The following is a 14,969-nucleotide window of genomic DNA, read 5'->3' as shown; positions in this document are numbered from 1 at the left end:
CGTTCTCGGAGAAGCGTAGGTCAGACCATCTTCGTGACCTGGTCGAACGACAGCTCGACCGGGGTCTCGCGCTCGAAGAGCGACACGAGCACCGTGAGCTTGCCGCTCTCGGGCTTGATCTCGCTGATCGAACCGGGAAGACCCGCGAACGAGCCCTCCTTGATCGTGATGGTCTCGCCGACCTCGAAGTCGACCTCGGCCGGAAGCGGACGAGCGACGGCGAGGCCGCCCTTCGACGCGATGTTCTTGGCGGTCGGGACGTCCTTGACCTCGACGAGCGACTTCAGCATGTTGAAGGCCTCTTCGAAGCGCAGCGGCGTCGGGTTGTGGGCGTTGCCCACGAAGCCGGTGACGCCAGGCGTGTGACGCACGACCGACCAGGTGTCCTCGGTGAGCTCCATGCGCACGAGCACGTAGCCGGGGATGCGCACGCGGGTGACCATCTTGCGCTGGCCGTTCTTGATCTCGACCACGTCTTCCATCGGGACCTCGATCTGATAGATCTCGTCCTCGACCTCGAGCGTCGACTTGCGCTGCTCGATGTTGGCCTTGACCTTGCGCTCGAATCCGGCGTAGGAGTGGATGACGTACCACTTGCCCGGAAGCATCCGCAGGTCGAGGCGGAACGCCTCATACGGGTCTTCCTCGGCGTCGTCGCCCTCTTCGGACTCATCGTCGTCGGACTCGGCCACGGCGTCATCGTCGCCGTTGATGTCGGGTCCGTCGTAAGGGGTGACCTCGTCGGCCTCAGCGGCCTCGAGCTCGGCGGTCTCTTCCGCCACAGAATCGTTCAGGACCTCAGCGGCAGCCTCAGACTCGGCCGCTTCGTCCAGGTTGAGAGCGTCGTTCACGATCGCGTCCGCCTCCGGGTCGTCGATTTCGATGTCGTTGTCGTCGTCCTGCACATCGGCGTCGGCGTCTCCGTCGACGTCCTCGATGTGGAGGGCGACATGTTCGGCCGAGGTGACCGACTGCTCTTCCGCAGCGAGCACGTTGCCCTCCTGGGCCTCGTCCTCTTCGCTGGACTGCTCAGCAGCAGTCGCCCAGTCGGCGTCGTCGGAATATCGTTCAGACACGTTGTTTCTTTCCAATCACTGCGGCCAGGGCCGCGAGGGCGTCAGGCGCCCGGGACCCCGAAGACGATGTGCGTGACCCAGGCGAACAGGGTGTCGAGTCCGTAGACGATGCCCATGACGATGAGAACGAAGACGAGCACCACTGCGGTGAACTTGACCAGTTCCTTGCGGGTCGGCGTGACGACCTTGCGCAGCTCGGCGATGACCTGACGGAAGAACAGAGCGATGCCCCCGAAGAAGCCCACGATGCCACGCTTCTTCTCGCGGGTGGCGCCGGCCGCGACGACCTCGCCGCGCGGTTCGTCCTGATCCATCCTGAATGTACCTTTCGTGTGTCAGCGTGTGCTGACGCGCAGGGCGGACAGGAATCGAACCTGCAACCTGCGGTTTTGGAGACCGCTGCTCTGCCAATTGAGCTACCGCCCTAGAGACCGGGAGGTCTCGGGGTGTCATCTCCATCCTGCCATCGTTACCCGACCGCAAGGACCGGGGCACGGCGAAAGAATGCAGACAACAACTGCTCGTCAAGCATACGGCATCCGTCGGTCAGCGCCGAACCGGGCCCGCTCTCGTCGTTGTTGTTAGGCTCGGCGGGCGGACGAAACGGGAGGGGGCGCAGTGAGCGCTGACGTGCAGCAGTTCCAGGTGGACCTGCGCGGTGTCGTCGACCTCCTGAGCCGCCACATCTACTCGAGTCCTCGCGTGTATCTGCGCGAACTGCTGCAGAACGCCCGCGATGCGATCACCGCACGCCGCGAGGTCGACGGGCAGGGCGGGAGCATCCGCATCACCGCGCTGACGGACACCACGGGCGAGTTCGTCCTGCGCGACGACGGGATCGGCCTGACCGCAGCCGAGGTAGGCGACCTGCTCGCCACGGTCGGCCGCAGCTCGAAGCGCGACATCTTCGACCTCCCGCGCAGCGACTACCTCGGTCAGTTCGGCATCGGCCTGCTGAGCTGCTTCATGGTCGCCGATTCGATCGTCATCCGCTCGCGCAGCGTCCGGGGCGGCCCGGCCGTCGAGTGGACGGGCAGCGCGGACGGGACCTTCCGCGTCGTGGAGATCGACGACGATCTGCCGATCGGCACGAGTGTGCATCTCCGCCCTCGTTTCGACGCCGACGAGCTGCTGCGCCCCGCGGCCGTGCGAGAGCTGGCCACCGCCTTCGCCGAGTTCCTCCCCGTGCGGGTGATCCTCGACTCTCCGAGCGGCGACGTCGACATCACCCGGCGCGCGCCGTTCCTCGACCCCGCCGACGACATCGACGGCGCCGTGCAGTACGGGCGCGACCTGCTCGGTGCGAGCCCGCTCGACGTGATCGAGCTCAGCGAGCCGGCCACCGGCACACGGGGACTCGCCTACGTCCTGCCCTACGCTCCCCCGCCGGGCGCCCGCCAGGCGACGCGCATGTATCTCGGCAGGATGCTCCTGGGCGAGCGGGTCGACGACGTGCTGCCCGAATGGGCGTTCTTCGTGCGCGCCGTGGTCGATTCGACCGGCCTCGCCCCGACGGCGAGCCGCGAATCGCTCGTCGACGACGCGGCCCTCGAGCGTGTGCGCGAGCAGCTCGGTGCCGGCATCCGCCGCTGGGTGCTCGAGCTGGGCCTGCGCGAACCGCACAGACTCGCCCAGTTCGTGGCGATCCACGAGGTCGGTCTGAAGTCGCTGGTGCGGCACGACGACGAGCTCGCGCAGTTCATCACGCGCTGGCTGACCCTCGAGACCACCCACGGAACGATGCGCATCGGCGACCTCGTCGAACGATACCCGCACGTGCGATTCGCGCAGTCGGTCGACGAGTTCCGCCAGGTCGCAGGGATCTCCCCCGGGTCCGAGGTGCTGGTCAACGGCGGCTACCTGTACGACGCGGACCTCGTGCGGATGCTGCCGGAGCTCTACCCGCACGTGACGATCGAACTCGTCGACGTGGCCGGGGAGCTCGATCGTCTCGACCCTCCGCCGCTGGACGACCGCGACGCCGCGCTGGCCCTCGAGGCCCGCGCCGGCGGCGTGCTGACCGCATCCGGCTGCTCCGTCACCGTGCGGTCGATCGACCAGCCCGAACTCGCAGCGCTGTACGTCGCCGACCCTGAGGTGCTGCGCAGGATCGACCGCGGCCGCACGAAGGGCATCACCGGATCGCTGTGGGGCGGGGTGCTCGACCGCATCGACTCGACCCTCTCGGCCTCCCGCGACGACGATCTCAGCGCGCGCCTGTGCCTGAACTGGTCGAACCGCGTCGTGCGCGCGCTCGTCCGCGTGCAGGACGACGCGGTGTTCGCCCGCACCGTGCAGCTGCTCTACATCCAGGCGCTGCTGGCGGGACACCATCCGCTCTCCGACGCCGATCGCGCACTCATGTCGACCGCGCTCTCGGACCTCGTCTCGCTGTCCGCCGGCATCGAAGCGGATTCGATCCCCTTCGACGACGCCCCCTGATCTCGCTCCGACCGCTCGCTCCGACCGCTCGCTCCGTTCGAAGGATCCCCCCATGACCAGTCCGAAGAAGCGCTTCTCTCAGCTCATCGAGGAGATCGACCGCACGCCCTGGGGTCCGGCGGAGCAGGCGCTGGTGGCGGATGCCGTCTCGCTCGCCGTCGAGCTCGGCGACGAGCGGCTCGAGTACGAGGCGCGGATGAGGCAGACCGCCTCCGCGAACATGAACGGCGCGACGGATGTGATGCTGAACTCGTTCGCGTGGTGCCTCGCCCGACACGACTCCGACCCGCAGCGCTTCCCCGCCGACCTCGACTACGGCGGCGCCGATCTGATGTGGCAATTCAAATGGATGGCGTCTTCTCTGCGTTCGTCGCCCGCGTTCTCGACCGAGCAGATCACCGCGGTCCTCGACGACATGGAGACGCACTATCGCAAGGCAGGGCTCGGCATGAGCGGAGTGCTCACGGCCCGATTCGAAGACGCCTGGGACGCCGGTCGACTCGACGACGCCGAGGCTCTGCGCGCGCAGCTCGAGGCCACACCCCGAGACGACCACAGCCACTGCGACGCCTGCGGACGCAGCCAGTTCGCCGGCTTCTTCGCCGAGACCGATCGGGATGCCGAGGCCATCCGACTCGTCGAGGAGATGCTCGAAGGCGGCTTCTCGTGCGGCGAGGAGCCCGAGCACGCACTGTCACGCGTGCTCGTGCCCTACCTTCGTGCCGGGCGCTTCGACGAGGCGAGGAGCGCGCACCTGCGCAGCTACCGGCTCGCGAAGGACAACCCGGACAACCTGCGGATCGTCGCCCACAACATCGTGTTCGCCGCCCTCACCGGCAACGAGGCACGCGCGCTCGCGCAGGTCGAGCGTCACATCGGCTGGCTCGCTCACGACGGACTCAACGTCGATGCCCACTTCGCCGCGCTGGCGGCGTTCGCCTTCGCCCTCGATCGTGTGACCGCGGCGGGTCACGGCGATGCCACGGTGCGCGGTGCCGACTCCCCCGCGCTCGAGGAGTTCTTCGGCGAGCACGACGGAGCCTGGGGCGCCGCCGAACTCGCCGCCACCGCGTGGGCTGCCGCCGAGCGCATCGGCTCGGACTTCGATCTGCGGGACGGCACCGAGGGCCACGCCCGCAGCCTCACCCGCCTGCGCGCTCTCGCCGACGAGCACTACGACGTGCCCATCCGTTCGGATGCCTTCGTCACGGCTCCGGACGCGGCGACACCCGACGATCCCGACGCGTGGTTCGAACGGGTCATGAACCTCGCCCAGTTCGGCGCGGAGCACGAGACGTTGCGCGCCCTGCCGCACGCGCTGAGCGTCGAGGACCCTTCGAAGCTCGCCGAGCTCCTGTCGATGCGCCTCGGCATCCTGATCGCCCTCGACCGAGCAGAAGAGGCCGCCGACCTGCTGCCCGCGCGGATCGATGCCCTGCGCGCCGCAGGGCTCGACGCACAGGCCGATCTCGAACTGTGCCTCGGTCTCGCGACCTTCGGCCTGAACACCCCCGAGGCTGCGGCGGCGCTCGAGGACGAGCTCGCGAACACGGACGCTCTGCCCGCATGGTCGCGCGGAGATCTGGCGATCAGCCGCGCGTCGCTGCACCTGCACGCGGATGAACCCGGCGCCGCCCTCGACATGGCAGAGATCGCGGCTCGCGCCTTCGCCGAGGCCGAGGACGCGCGCCTCTCGAACACGACGACGCTCGTCGCCATCTCGGCCGTGCTGCAGAAGGGCGACATCGAAGCGGCATCCGCTCTGCTCGATCGCTTCTTGGCCCAGGACGATCTCAGCATCGGTCATCGCGCGCAGGCGCTGCAGACGCGCGCGAAGGTGCGCGGCGGAAGCGAGTCGTTCGCGGAGGGCGCTGCGGATGCCGACGAGGCGACCCGTCTTCTCGCCGGGCTCGGTGCGACCACGGCCCTGGCCGCCGCGCACCTGCTCGCGGGGGCGCTCTGGGAGGACGCGGGCGACCCCGAGAAGGCCGTCACCCGCTACCGGGTCACCTCGCGGCTCGTCGCGCAGGAGGGCGGCGACCAGGCGGGCGCGGACTTCCGGCTCGCGCGCGCGATGCTCGCGGCCGGGGACGCCGAGGTGGCGGCCGAGCTGTTCGGACAGGTACTCGAGCGCGAAGAGCAGGCCGAGGTACCCGCCGCCTCCCGAGCGATGACGGCGTCTCTTCTCGCGCGCGCCCTCGGATCGGCCGGCGAGTTCGGACAGGCTGTCGGCGCATTCGGGTATGCGGGCGAGCTCTTCGGCGAGGCGGAGGAGCATGCCGACCAGGCGATGGCGCTGACCGAGCGCGCCAAGATCCTCGCCCGGTTCGACGAGCACGCGGAGGCGATCGCGACACTCGAATCGGCATCCGAGATCGTGCGCCGGGCCCCCGAGGCGGTCGGCGCCCTCGCTGACGTGCTGCACAACCTCGGACAGGCTTATGCGGCCACGCAGGACGACCGCGCCTTCGCCCTCTTCGACGAGGTCGCCGCGCTCGCTCACGAGCACGAGGCGGCGTGGCTGCTCGCCGACGTCACCGACTCGCGGGGCCGGGCGCTCGCCCAGTTCGGCCGCACCGACGAGGCCGTCGCCGCTGCGCTCACCGCGGCCGACGGATTCGCGGCGATCGGGGATGCGGGCTCGGCCGGCGGCTCCGAGCTGTTCGCCGCCCGTCTGCTGGTCGGCGACGACCGGGCTGCGGACTCCGTGCCGATCTACCGCAGCGCCCTCGAGCACTCCGACGGCTACCCGCCGCTGCAGCAGGTCTCGGCGCTCGAACTCGGCAACGTGCTCGAGGCGCTCGGACGCCACGGCGAGGCGACCGAGGTGCGGGCACTCCTCGACAGCTGACTCAGAGGAACTGCTGACTCAGAGGAACTGACGCCAGTTGGCCCGCGCGAGGTCGAGCAGCTCGTCTCCCTTGCCCGACATCACCGTGCGGATCGCGTACAGAGCGAAGCCCTTGACCTGCTCGGCCTCGATGGCCGGGGGCATCGACAGCTCCTGGCGCTCGGTCACGACGTCGAGCAGCGCAGGGCCGTCATGCGCGAGCACCTCGCGGACGGCATCCGGCAGGTCCTCGCTGTTCTCGACCCGACGGGCGAAGATCCCCATGGCCTCGGCGATGGCCGCGAAGCTCGGGTTGTCGAGCGCGGTGCCGTAGTTGACGAAGCCCGCGGCCTTCATCTCGAGCTCGACGAAGTTCAGCGACGAGTTGTTCACGACGACGGTCTTCACGGGCAGCTTGTTCTGCGTGAGCGTGAGCAGTTCGCCCAGCATCATCGCGAGCCCTCCGTCGCCGGCGAGCGCGACCACCTGACGAGCCGGATGCGAGACCTGCGCGCCGATGCCATGAAGCAGCGCATTCGCCATCGACCCGTGCGTGAACGAGCCGATCAGGCGTCGGTTCTCGGTCATCGACAGATAGCGGGCGGCCCACACGGTGGGCGAGCCGACGTCGGCGGTGAAGATCGCGTCATCCGCGGCCTGCTCATCGAGCAGCCGGGCGAGGTACTGCGGATGGATGGGGCGGCCCGCCTTGGTCGGCGTCGCGAGGTCGTCGAGCTTGGCCCTGGTCTTGCGATAGTGCGCGGTGGAGTCGTCGAGGTGACCGCGGTCTTTCGTCTCGGCGAGTCGCGGCAGCAGCGCCGTGACGGTCGCGCCGACGTCGCCGACCAGGCCCAGATCGAGCGGATGCCGTCTGCCGAGCTGCGAGCCGCGGATGTCGACCTGGATCGTCGTGGCGTGCTCGGGATAGAACTGCTCGTAGGGGAAGTCGCTGCCCAGCACCAGCAGCGTGTCGGCGGCTTCCATCGCCCGGTAGCCGGAGGCGAAGCCGAGCAGCCCCGTCATACCGACGTCGTACGGGTTGTCGTACTCGATGAACTCCTTGCCCCGGAGCGCGTGCACGATCGGCGCACCGAGTCGGTCGGCGAGTGCGATGACCTCGTCGTGAGCCCCCTCGACACCCGCGCCTGCGAGGATCGTGGTCTTCTTCGACGCGTTGAGCAGCGTCGCCGCGCGCGCGAGTTCGTCTCCGCTCGGCACGATCACGGGGTGCGAGCGTTCGATGACCACGGCTCGGTCGTCGGCGATCTCCGAGAGCGCGACGTCGCCCGGGATCACGAGCACCGCGACCCCGCGCTGCTCGATGGCGGCTCGCATCGCGATCTCCAGCAGGCGCGGCATCTGCTTGGGGTCGGCGACGTACTCGACGTAGACGCTGCACTCGCGGAAGAGCTCCTGCGGGTGGGTCTCCTGGAAGTACCCGGTGCCGATCTCGGTGGTGGGGATGTGCGCGGCGATCGCCAGCACCGGCACCCGCGAGCGGTTCGCGTCGAAGAGTCCGTTGATCAGGTGCAGGTTGCCCGGACCGCACGAACCGGCGACCACCGCGAGCTCACCCGTGAGCGACGCATCGGCCGCCGCCGCGAAGGCCGCGGACTCCTCGTGCCGCACGTGCACCCAGCGGATGCCGCCGTCCTTCCGGAGGGCGTCGGTGAACCCGTTGAGGGAGTCGCCCGGGAGGCCGTAGACACGGTCGATCCCGTTCGCGCGGAGGGTCTTGACGATGTTCGCTGCGACGGTTGCCATGCTTCCAACCTACGCCCGGGTGCTGCGGAGGGATCCGGCATCCGTCGAACATCCGCTCTCCGAATGCCGCACTGCGGAGACGACGATGGGGGCGGATGCCGTGGCATCCGCCCCCATCAGGGAGAGTCGCTCAGCCGATGCGGATCAGCTTCTTGTTGACGAACTCGTCGGCGGCGAGGTGACCCAGCTCACGCGACGTGCCGCTGCGCTTGATGCCGCCGAACGGCAGCTCGGGGCTGTCGGCCAGCACCAGGTTGACGTAGACCATGCCCGCCTCGATGTTGTCGGCGACACGCTCGGCCTGCTCGGCATCGGTCGTGAAGACGTACGAGCCGAGCCCGAAGGTCGTGTCGTTCGCGAGGGCGACAGCGGCATCCTCATCGGCGACCCGGTAGACGACCGCCGCGGGGCCGAAGAGCTCCTCGCGGTAGACGTTCATGTCGGGCGTCACGTCGGCGAGCACGGTCGGGGCGAAGAACGCCCCGTCGCGGGTGCCGCCGGTCAGCAGCGTCGCTCCCTGCTCGACGGCCTGGTCGATCTGCTTCTGCAGGTTCTCCGCCGCCGTCTCCGACGAGACCGGGCCGAGCACGGTGTCGTCGAGCGTCGGGTCGGTCGCCTGCACCGATGCCATCGCGGCCGTGAACTTCTCGACGAACGAGTCGTACAGGTCGTCGACGATGATGAAACGCTTCGCGCCGTTGCACGCCTGGCCGTTGTTGTCGAGACGCGCGTCGACGCCCGCCTGCACGGTGGCGTCGAGGTCGTCGGTCGAGAGCACGATGAACGGGTCGGACCCGCCGAGCTCGAGCGCGACCTTCTTGAGGTTGCGTCCGGCGATCTCGGCGACCGCTGCGCCTGCGCGCTCCGAGCCGGTGAGCGAGACGCCCTGCACGCGCGGGTCGGCGATCATGTCGGCGATCTGCTCGTTGGTCGCGAGGACGTTCTGGTACGCGCCCGTCGGGAATCCGGCGTCGTGGTAGATCGCCTCGATCGCGGTCGACGACTCCGGGCACTGCGGAGCAGGCTTCAGCAGGATCGTATTGCCGACGATCAGGTTCGGCGCAGCGAAGCGGACGATCTGATAGGCCGGGAAGTTCCACGGCATGATGCCGACGAGCGGTCCGAGCGACGACCGGCGCACGATCGCCGAGCCCTCGCCGAGGATCGCGATCGGCTGGTCGGCCATGATGGCCTCGGCCTGGTCGGCGTAGTACTCGGCGATGTCGGCGGCGAAGTCGACCTCTCCGAGGGCGGCCTCGCGGGGCTTGCCCATCTCGCGCACGAAGACGTCGGCGAGCTCCTCGCGGCGCTCGCGGTGCAGCTCGGCGGCGCGACGGAGGAGCGCTGCGCGCTCAGCCACGGTCGAGGACCGGGACCATTCGCGGTGCGCCTCGTCGGCGGCCGCGACAGCCGCCTCGATCTGCGCATCCGTGAACGTGTCGAAGGACGCCAGCGTCTCTCCGGTGGCGGGGTTGATGACGGCGTAATCGGTCATGTTCTCTCCTCCTCTGGCCGACCGGTCAGGAGACCGGGATCAGCGTGTACTTGGTGGACAGGTACTCGTGGATGCCCTCGAGACCGCCCTCGCGGCCGACGCCGGACTGCTTGACGCCGCCGAAGGGGGCTGCGGCGTTCGACACCACGCCCACGTTGAGACCCATCATGCCGGTCTCGAGCCGGTCGATCATCCGCTGCCCGCGCTGCAGGTTCTCGGTGAACACGTACGAGACCAGCCCGTACTCGGTGTCGTTGGCGAGACGGACGGCCTCGTCCTCGTCCTCGAAGGTCGCGATCGCCAGCACCGGGCCGAAGATCTCCTCGCGGAGGATCGCCGAGCCCGCCACCACGTCGGTGAGCACGGTCGGCTCGTAGAAGGTGCCCGTGCCCTCGACGGCCTTGCCACCCGCGAGCAGGGTCGCGCCGCGCTCGACGGCGTCGTCGACGAGCTCGCCGGCCTTCGCGACGGCATCCTCGTCGATCAGCGGGCCGATGGCCACGCCCTCTTCGGTGCCGCGGCCGATCTTCATCGCGTTGACGCGCTCGGTGACCTTGCGGCCGAATTCCTCGGCGACGTCCTTGTGCACGATGAAGCGGTTGGCAGCGGTGCACGCCTGGCCGATGTTGCGGAACTTCGCGGCCAGTGCGCCGTCGACGGCCTTGTCGAGGTCGGCATCGTCGAAGACGACGAACGGCGCGTTGCCGCCGAGCTCCATCGACACGCGCAGCACGCCCTCAGCGGCCTGGGCGATGAGCTTGCGGCCCACCTCCGTCGAACCGGTGAACGACAGCTTGCGCAGGCGCGGGTCGGCGATGATCGGGGCCGAGAGCGCCGACGACTTGGAGGTCTGCACCACGTTCACGACACCGGCGGGGAGGCCGGCCTTCTCGAGCAGCGACGTGAAGAACATCGTCGTCAGCGGCGTGAGTGCCGGGGGCTTGATCACCACGGTGCAGCCGGCGGCGAGCGCCGGCGCGATCTTGCGAGTGGCCATCGCGAACGGGAAGTTCCACGGCGTCACGAAGAACGAGGGGCCGACGGGCCGCTGCGAGACGACCATGTGGCCGGTGCCCTCCGGGTTGATGCCGTAGCGACCGCTGATGCGCACGGCCTCCTCGCTGAACCAGCGGAGGAACTCGCCGCCGTAGCCGACCTCGCCGCGCGCCTCGGCGAGCGGCTTGCCCATCTCGAGGGTCATCAGCAGCGCGAGATCCTCCTTGTGCTCCTGCACGAGGTCGAATGCCCGGCGCAGGATGTCGCTGCGGGTGCGAGGTGCGGTCGCGGCCCATGCGTCCTGCGCGGCGACTGCCGCATCCAGCGCGCGGATGCCGTCACCCGGTGTCGCGTCGGCGATCGTGCGGATGACCGCACCGGTCGCGGGGTCCTTCACGTCGAACGTGCCCCCGGTCTCACCGTCGATCCACTCTCCCCCGATGAAGAGGCCGGTGGGGATGCTGTCGAGCAGCGCCTGCTCAGTCTGAGTGCTCATGGAATCTCTTTCTGTGGGGAGGATGGGATGCCGGTGCCGCGGGATTCCGTCAGCGCCGGCGGTTGCTCGCGGGAGCATCCATGCTGAGGGTCTCGCCGCGGAAGAACGCCGGGCGCTTGATGGACTGCCAGATCATGATGACGATGCCGATCACGATGATGCCGACGCCGAGGACGAACACGAGTCCGAGGCCCCCGATGTTCGATCCGCTGCCGTACGCGGGGTCCATCGAGTCGATGAGCGTCGTGACGAACAGGACGGCGAGAATCGCACCGCCGACGAGCGGGAACAGGAACGTGAAGAAGAAGCTCCTGGCGGAGTCGAACCACTGCTTGCGAAAGTACCAGACGCACGCGAACGCGGTGAGGCCGTAGTAGAAGCAGATCATCATGCCGAGCGACAGGATGGTGTCGGTGAGGACGTTCTCGCTGACGAGGCGCATCACGGCGTAGAAGACGGATGCGACGACGGCCGACACGATCGTCGAGTAGCCCGGCGTGAAGAACCGCGGGCTGACCCGGGCGAACTTCTTGGGCAGGGCGCCGTAGTGCCCCATCGCCAGCAGCGTGCGAGCGGGTCCGACTGCGGTCGACTGCAGCGAGGCCGCCGAGCTCGACAGCACCGCGAGCGAGACCAGGAACGCCAGCGGTCCGAGGATCGGATCCGAGAGCGCGAAGAACACGTTCGCCGAGATGTCCTCGTTCGCGAGCCCGTAGTCGCCCGTGCCGACGCCGGCGAACATGATGAGGCCGATGGCCAGCAGCAGGTAGAGGGCGACGACGACGACGACCGTGACCATCGCGGCGCGCCCCGGCGTCTTGGCCGGGTCCTTCGTCTCCTCGTTCATGGTGAGGACGACGTCCCAGCCCCAGAAGATGAAGATCGACAGCGAGAGCCCTGCGGCGAAGGCGCTGAAGGACGGAACCTCGAACGGGTTGAACCACGACCACGAGAAGGGGGTCGGCTCGGGAGCGTCTCCGGAGACGGCCTTGACGATCGCGACGGTGGCGAAGACCACGAGCACGAGCACCTGGAAGCCGACGAGGATGTACTGGAACTTCTGCGTCGTCTGCATGTCGCGGTACGACACGAGCGTCGCGCCGAGCATGAAGAGCAGGCACACGACGACGTTGATGATCGGGTTGAACGCCAGGTCGGCGATCTCGGGGTTGCCGCTGAGCTGGGCGATCAGCAGGAAGAGGAACTCGACCGCGATGCCGGCGAGGTTCGACAGCACGATGACGGTGGCGGCGATCAGGCCCCAGCCCGTCATCCAGCCGATCCACGGCCCGAACGCCCGCACTCCCCACGTGAACGAGGTGCCGGAGTCCGGCATCATGCGGTTGAGCTCGCGGTAGCCGAAGGCGGTCAGGAGCATCGGGATGAAGCCGACGAGCATGATCGCGGGCACCTGGGTGCCGACGACGGCGACCGTCGGGCCGAGCGATGCGGTGAGCGTGTAGGCCGGCGCGATGGTCGAGACGCCGATGACGACGGCTCCGAGCACTCCGACGGCACCCGCGCTCAGCCCTTTCTGCGAGATGCCGGTCGTCACACCGGATGCGGGCTCCGTCGCCCGGTTCGTGCTGCTCATCAGCGGACTCCTGCTTCGGCGCGGGTGCGCGGGACGACGATCATGGGAACGGGCAGTTCGTGCAGCATCTTCGCTGCGGTCGAGCCCAGGAACAGGCGGCGCGGCTGCGCCAGGCGACTGGAGCCGACGAGGACGACCTCGCCGGGGAGCCACGAGAGGTTCGCGACGGCATCTTCGACGGTGTCGCCGGGGGCCTCTTCGACCTCGGCCTTCAGCTCGTCGGGCAGCAGGCTCTTGGCGACCTCGAGCACGTCGTTCGCGTGCGCGTCGCCGACCACGCGGATCGCGCCGGTGTCGAGACCGGGCGGCACGTCGAACGGCACGAGCGAGACGAGGCGCAGGCCGACACGGGACTCGGTGGCGATCGCGGCGGCCTCGTCGAGGAGGTTGTCGGCACCCGCGCGGTTGCCGACCGCGGCCGTCACGCGAGGAAGCACGTGATCGTCCTGGTCCGCGGTGCCCGCAGGGGCGAGCGCGACGGGGATGGTCGACGAGTGCAGCAGCTCCGACGCGACGCTGCCGAGGCGGTGGCGGCCGAAGATGCTGCCGCCGGCCGTGCCGATGACGATCAGCCTGGCGCCGAACTCCTCGCCCGCGGCGATCAGCCCTTCGGCGAAGGACTCGCCGAACCGCACGTGGCCCGTGCGGGTGAGCTCCTGCGGCAGTCGGACGACCGCATCCTCGAGCCATTCCTTCGCCTGGCGGCGGATGTGGTCCTCATACGCCCGCTCGGGGGGAACGGCCGCGCTGCGGGTGCCCTCCGACGGCAGCACGATCACGAGGTGCAGCACCGCGCCGAGGCTGCGGGCGAGCCGCGCGCCGAGCGCTGCGGCATCCGCTCCCGCATCCGTCGCGGTGTAGCCGACGACGACCGCGCCGGTCATCAGCCGACCTCGGCGGTGTCGCCGGCGGCGCGCGTCGCTTCGACGATGTTCGAGGCGACGAGGTGCCCCATGCGGATCGCGCCGTCGACGTGCTGATATCCGGCGCCCGCCATGTCGCTGCACGCGAAGTGGATGGGGCCGACGGCCGAGCGGAGGTCGGCGCCATAGCGGTGGAGTCCGCCCATGTCGAAGCTCGCCGCGTACGCTCCGCGGGTCCACTCCTCCGTGCCCCAGTCGCTCTCGTAGTAGACGACCGGGTTCTTCGCCTCGTCGCCGTAGTAGTGCGAGAGGGACTCGAGGATGCGCTCCTTGCGCTCCTCGGCCGACAGCGTGAACAGGTCGTCGGCGTTCTGGTCGCTGACGAAGCCGACCAGGGTGCCGCGCTCGTCGCCGTGGTTCGTGTTGTCGTACGCCTCGTGCGCGAGCTCGTACGGGCTGAACGCGGTGCCGCTGAGGCCCTGCTCGCGCCAGAACGGGCGGTCGTAGACGGCGTGCACCTTGATGACGAAGCCCATCGAGATGTGCTGGTGCATCTGGTGCTGGCGTCGGGGAAGCGGCGGGACGAAGGCGATACGGCTGTAGAGCACCGGAGCATGCGCGAGGATCGCGAAGCGGGCGCGCACGGTGGTGTCGTCGGTCGAGGCGGTCACACCGTCGACGCCCCATTCGAGCGAGCGCACCGGCTGGTTGAGGATGACGTCGTCGCCCAGGCGCTCGGCGAGCAGCAGCGGCACCTTCTGCAGACCGCCCACCACCCGCTTGTCGAGGATGAAGTCGGCGTCGACGAGGTTGGAGTACGACCCGGCGGATGCCGCCATGAGCAGCGACTGCAGCAGCGAGAACGAGTGCGTCGGCTTGGTGAGCATCGCGGAGCCGGTGGCGAAGGCGAGATTGCGCACGGCCTCGTCATCGTCGGTCTGCACACGCAGCCAGGCGTCCCAGGTGATCGAGTCCCATTCCTTCGCGAGCTGGTGCTCCCACGGACGGTCGGGGTCGATCTCGGCGACCATGGCGTCGAGGCGCTCGGTGATCTCGGCGATGACGGCCTCGGTCTCAGCGGACACCGGGAACATCTCGCCGGTGAAGCGATGCGTCTGCCCGTCCGGACCGACGTAGACGCTGTCGCCCTCGCGGTAGCGGCTGTAGGTCTCGAGCCCCAGCTCCTCGATGGTGTCCTTCAGGGCGTCCTGGTCGGGCGAGACCCACTGGCCGCCGATCTCGAGCATGGCGCCGTCGATGACGTCGGTCCACAGTCGTCCGCCGACGCGGTCACGCGCCTCGAGTACGGCGACCGACAGGCCGGCCTTGCGCAGGTCGTTCGCCGCCGTGAGCCCTGCGGCTCCGGCTCCGACGATCAGCACGTCGCGAGTGATCTCAGCCATCTGCTTCTCC

General features: G+C 69.1%; 10 protein-coding genes and 1 tRNA gene. 2 read left to right on the top strand and 9 right to left on the bottom strand.

Translation table 11 applies throughout. The features are described from left to right. Positions 1-20: 20 nt before the first annotated feature. The 3 genes from nusG to ASE34_RS14755 form a co-directional block, all read right to left on the bottom strand. Positions 21-1,076, bottom strand: coding sequence for a transcription termination/antitermination protein NusG (nusG, locus tag ASE34_RS14765; protein WP_056279788.1), 1,056 nt, complete (start codon positions 1,074-1,076; stop codon positions 21-23). Positions 1,077-1,117: 41 nt separating this feature from the next. Further along, positions 1,118-1,390, bottom strand: coding sequence for a preprotein translocase subunit SecE (secE, locus tag ASE34_RS14760; protein ID WP_053097445.1), 273 nt, complete (start codon positions 1,388-1,390; stop codon positions 1,118-1,120). A 39-nt stretch (positions 1,391-1,429) separates the two neighbouring features. Continuing rightward, positions 1,430-1,502, bottom strand: a tRNA-Trp gene (locus ASE34_RS14755). A gap of 192 nt (positions 1,503-1,694) precedes the next feature. Here ASE34_RS14755 and ASE34_RS14750 point away from each other — a divergent pair. Both ASE34_RS14750 and ASE34_RS14745 read left to right on the top strand, forming a co-directional pair. Then, entirely contained in the window at positions 1,695-3,518 is a 1,824-nt protein-coding gene (locus ASE34_RS14750) for an HSP90 family protein (protein WP_056279786.1), read from the top strand. 52 nt (positions 3,519-3,570) lie between these two features. After that, positions 3,571-6,369, top strand: a complete 2,799-nt coding sequence (locus ASE34_RS14745; RefSeq protein ID WP_056279785.1) for a hypothetical protein — start codon at positions 3,571-3,573, stop codon at positions 6,367-6,369. An 18-nt stretch (positions 6,370-6,387) separates the two neighbouring features. On the opposite strand, the gene poxB is transcribed toward ASE34_RS14745, so the two are convergent. From poxB to ASE34_RS14715, 6 genes are all read right to left on the bottom strand, one after another. After that, positions 6,388-8,112: a ubiquinone-dependent pyruvate dehydrogenase gene (poxB, locus tag ASE34_RS14740; RefSeq protein ID WP_056279782.1), complete on the bottom strand. Its 1,725-nt coding sequence runs from the start codon at positions 8,110-8,112 to the stop codon at positions 6,388-6,390. A 130-nt stretch (positions 8,113-8,242) separates the two neighbouring features. Further along, positions 8,243-9,607 (bottom strand): NAD-dependent succinate-semialdehyde dehydrogenase, encoded by a 1,365-nt coding sequence (locus ASE34_RS14735; protein WP_056279780.1) that lies wholly within the window; start codon positions 9,605-9,607, stop codon positions 8,243-8,245. Positions 9,608-9,632: 25 nt separating this feature from the next. Continuing rightward, complete coding sequence (locus ASE34_RS14730) at positions 9,633-11,099, bottom strand: NAD-dependent succinate-semialdehyde dehydrogenase (RefSeq protein WP_053097450.1); 1,467 nt, start codon at positions 11,097-11,099, stop codon at positions 9,633-9,635. Positions 11,100-11,148: 49 nt separating this feature from the next. Further along, positions 11,149-12,693, bottom strand: coding sequence for an APC family permease (locus tag ASE34_RS14725; protein WP_056279777.1), 1,545 nt, complete (start codon positions 12,691-12,693; stop codon positions 11,149-11,151). After that, positions 12,693-13,577, bottom strand: a complete 885-nt coding sequence (locus ASE34_RS14720; protein ID WP_053097452.1) for a universal stress protein — start codon at positions 13,575-13,577, stop codon at positions 12,693-12,695. Before ASE34_RS14720 ends, ASE34_RS14725 begins: the two co-directional genes overlap by 1 nt. Continuing rightward, entirely contained in the window at positions 13,577-14,959 is a 1,383-nt protein-coding gene (locus ASE34_RS14715; RefSeq protein ID WP_056280289.1) for a flavin monoamine oxidase family protein, read from the bottom strand. The genes ASE34_RS14720 and ASE34_RS14715 overlap by 1 nt, the downstream gene beginning before the upstream one ends. Positions 14,960-14,969: the final 10 nt, after the last annotated feature.

It is taken from the genome of Microbacterium sp. Root280D1 (genome assembly GCF_001428975.1).
Lineage (GTDB): Bacteria > Actinomycetota > Actinomycetes > Actinomycetales > Microbacteriaceae > Microbacterium.
Note: the sequence above shows the minus strand (reverse complement) of the source record. Positions and strands in the feature narration are given on the sequence as shown.

What these genes read in the sequence shown, in the direction of transcription:
- secE (WP_053097445.1), bottom strand. Translation starts at nt 1,390, where the DNA reads ATGGATCAGGACGAACCGCGCGGCGAGGTCGTCGCGGCCGGCGCCACC.
- ASE34_RS14735 (WP_056279780.1), bottom strand. Translation starts at nt 9,607, where the DNA reads ATGACCGATTACGCCGTCATCAACCCCGCCACCGGAGAGACGCTGGCG.
- ASE34_RS14720 (WP_053097452.1), bottom strand. Translation starts at nt 13,577, where the DNA reads ATGACCGGCGCGGTCGTCGTCGGCTACACCGCGACGGATGCGGGAGCG.
- ASE34_RS14725 (WP_056279777.1), bottom strand. Translation starts at nt 12,693, where the DNA reads ATGAGCAGCACGAACCGGGCGACGGAGCCCGCATCCGGTGTGACGACC.
- ASE34_RS14715 (WP_056280289.1), bottom strand. Translation starts at nt 14,959, where the DNA reads ATGGCTGAGATCACTCGCGACGTGCTGATCGTCGGAGCCGGAGCCGCA.
- ASE34_RS14745 (WP_056279785.1), top strand. Translation starts at nt 3,571, where the DNA reads ATGACCAGTCCGAAGAAGCGCTTCTCTCAGCTCATCGAGGAGATCGAC.
- poxB (WP_056279782.1), bottom strand. Translation starts at nt 8,112, where the DNA reads ATGGCAACCGTCGCAGCGAACATCGTCAAGACCCTCCGCGCGAACGGG.
- ASE34_RS14730 (WP_053097450.1), bottom strand. Translation starts at nt 11,099, where the DNA reads ATGAGCACTCAGACTGAGCAGGCGCTGCTCGACAGCATCCCCACCGGC.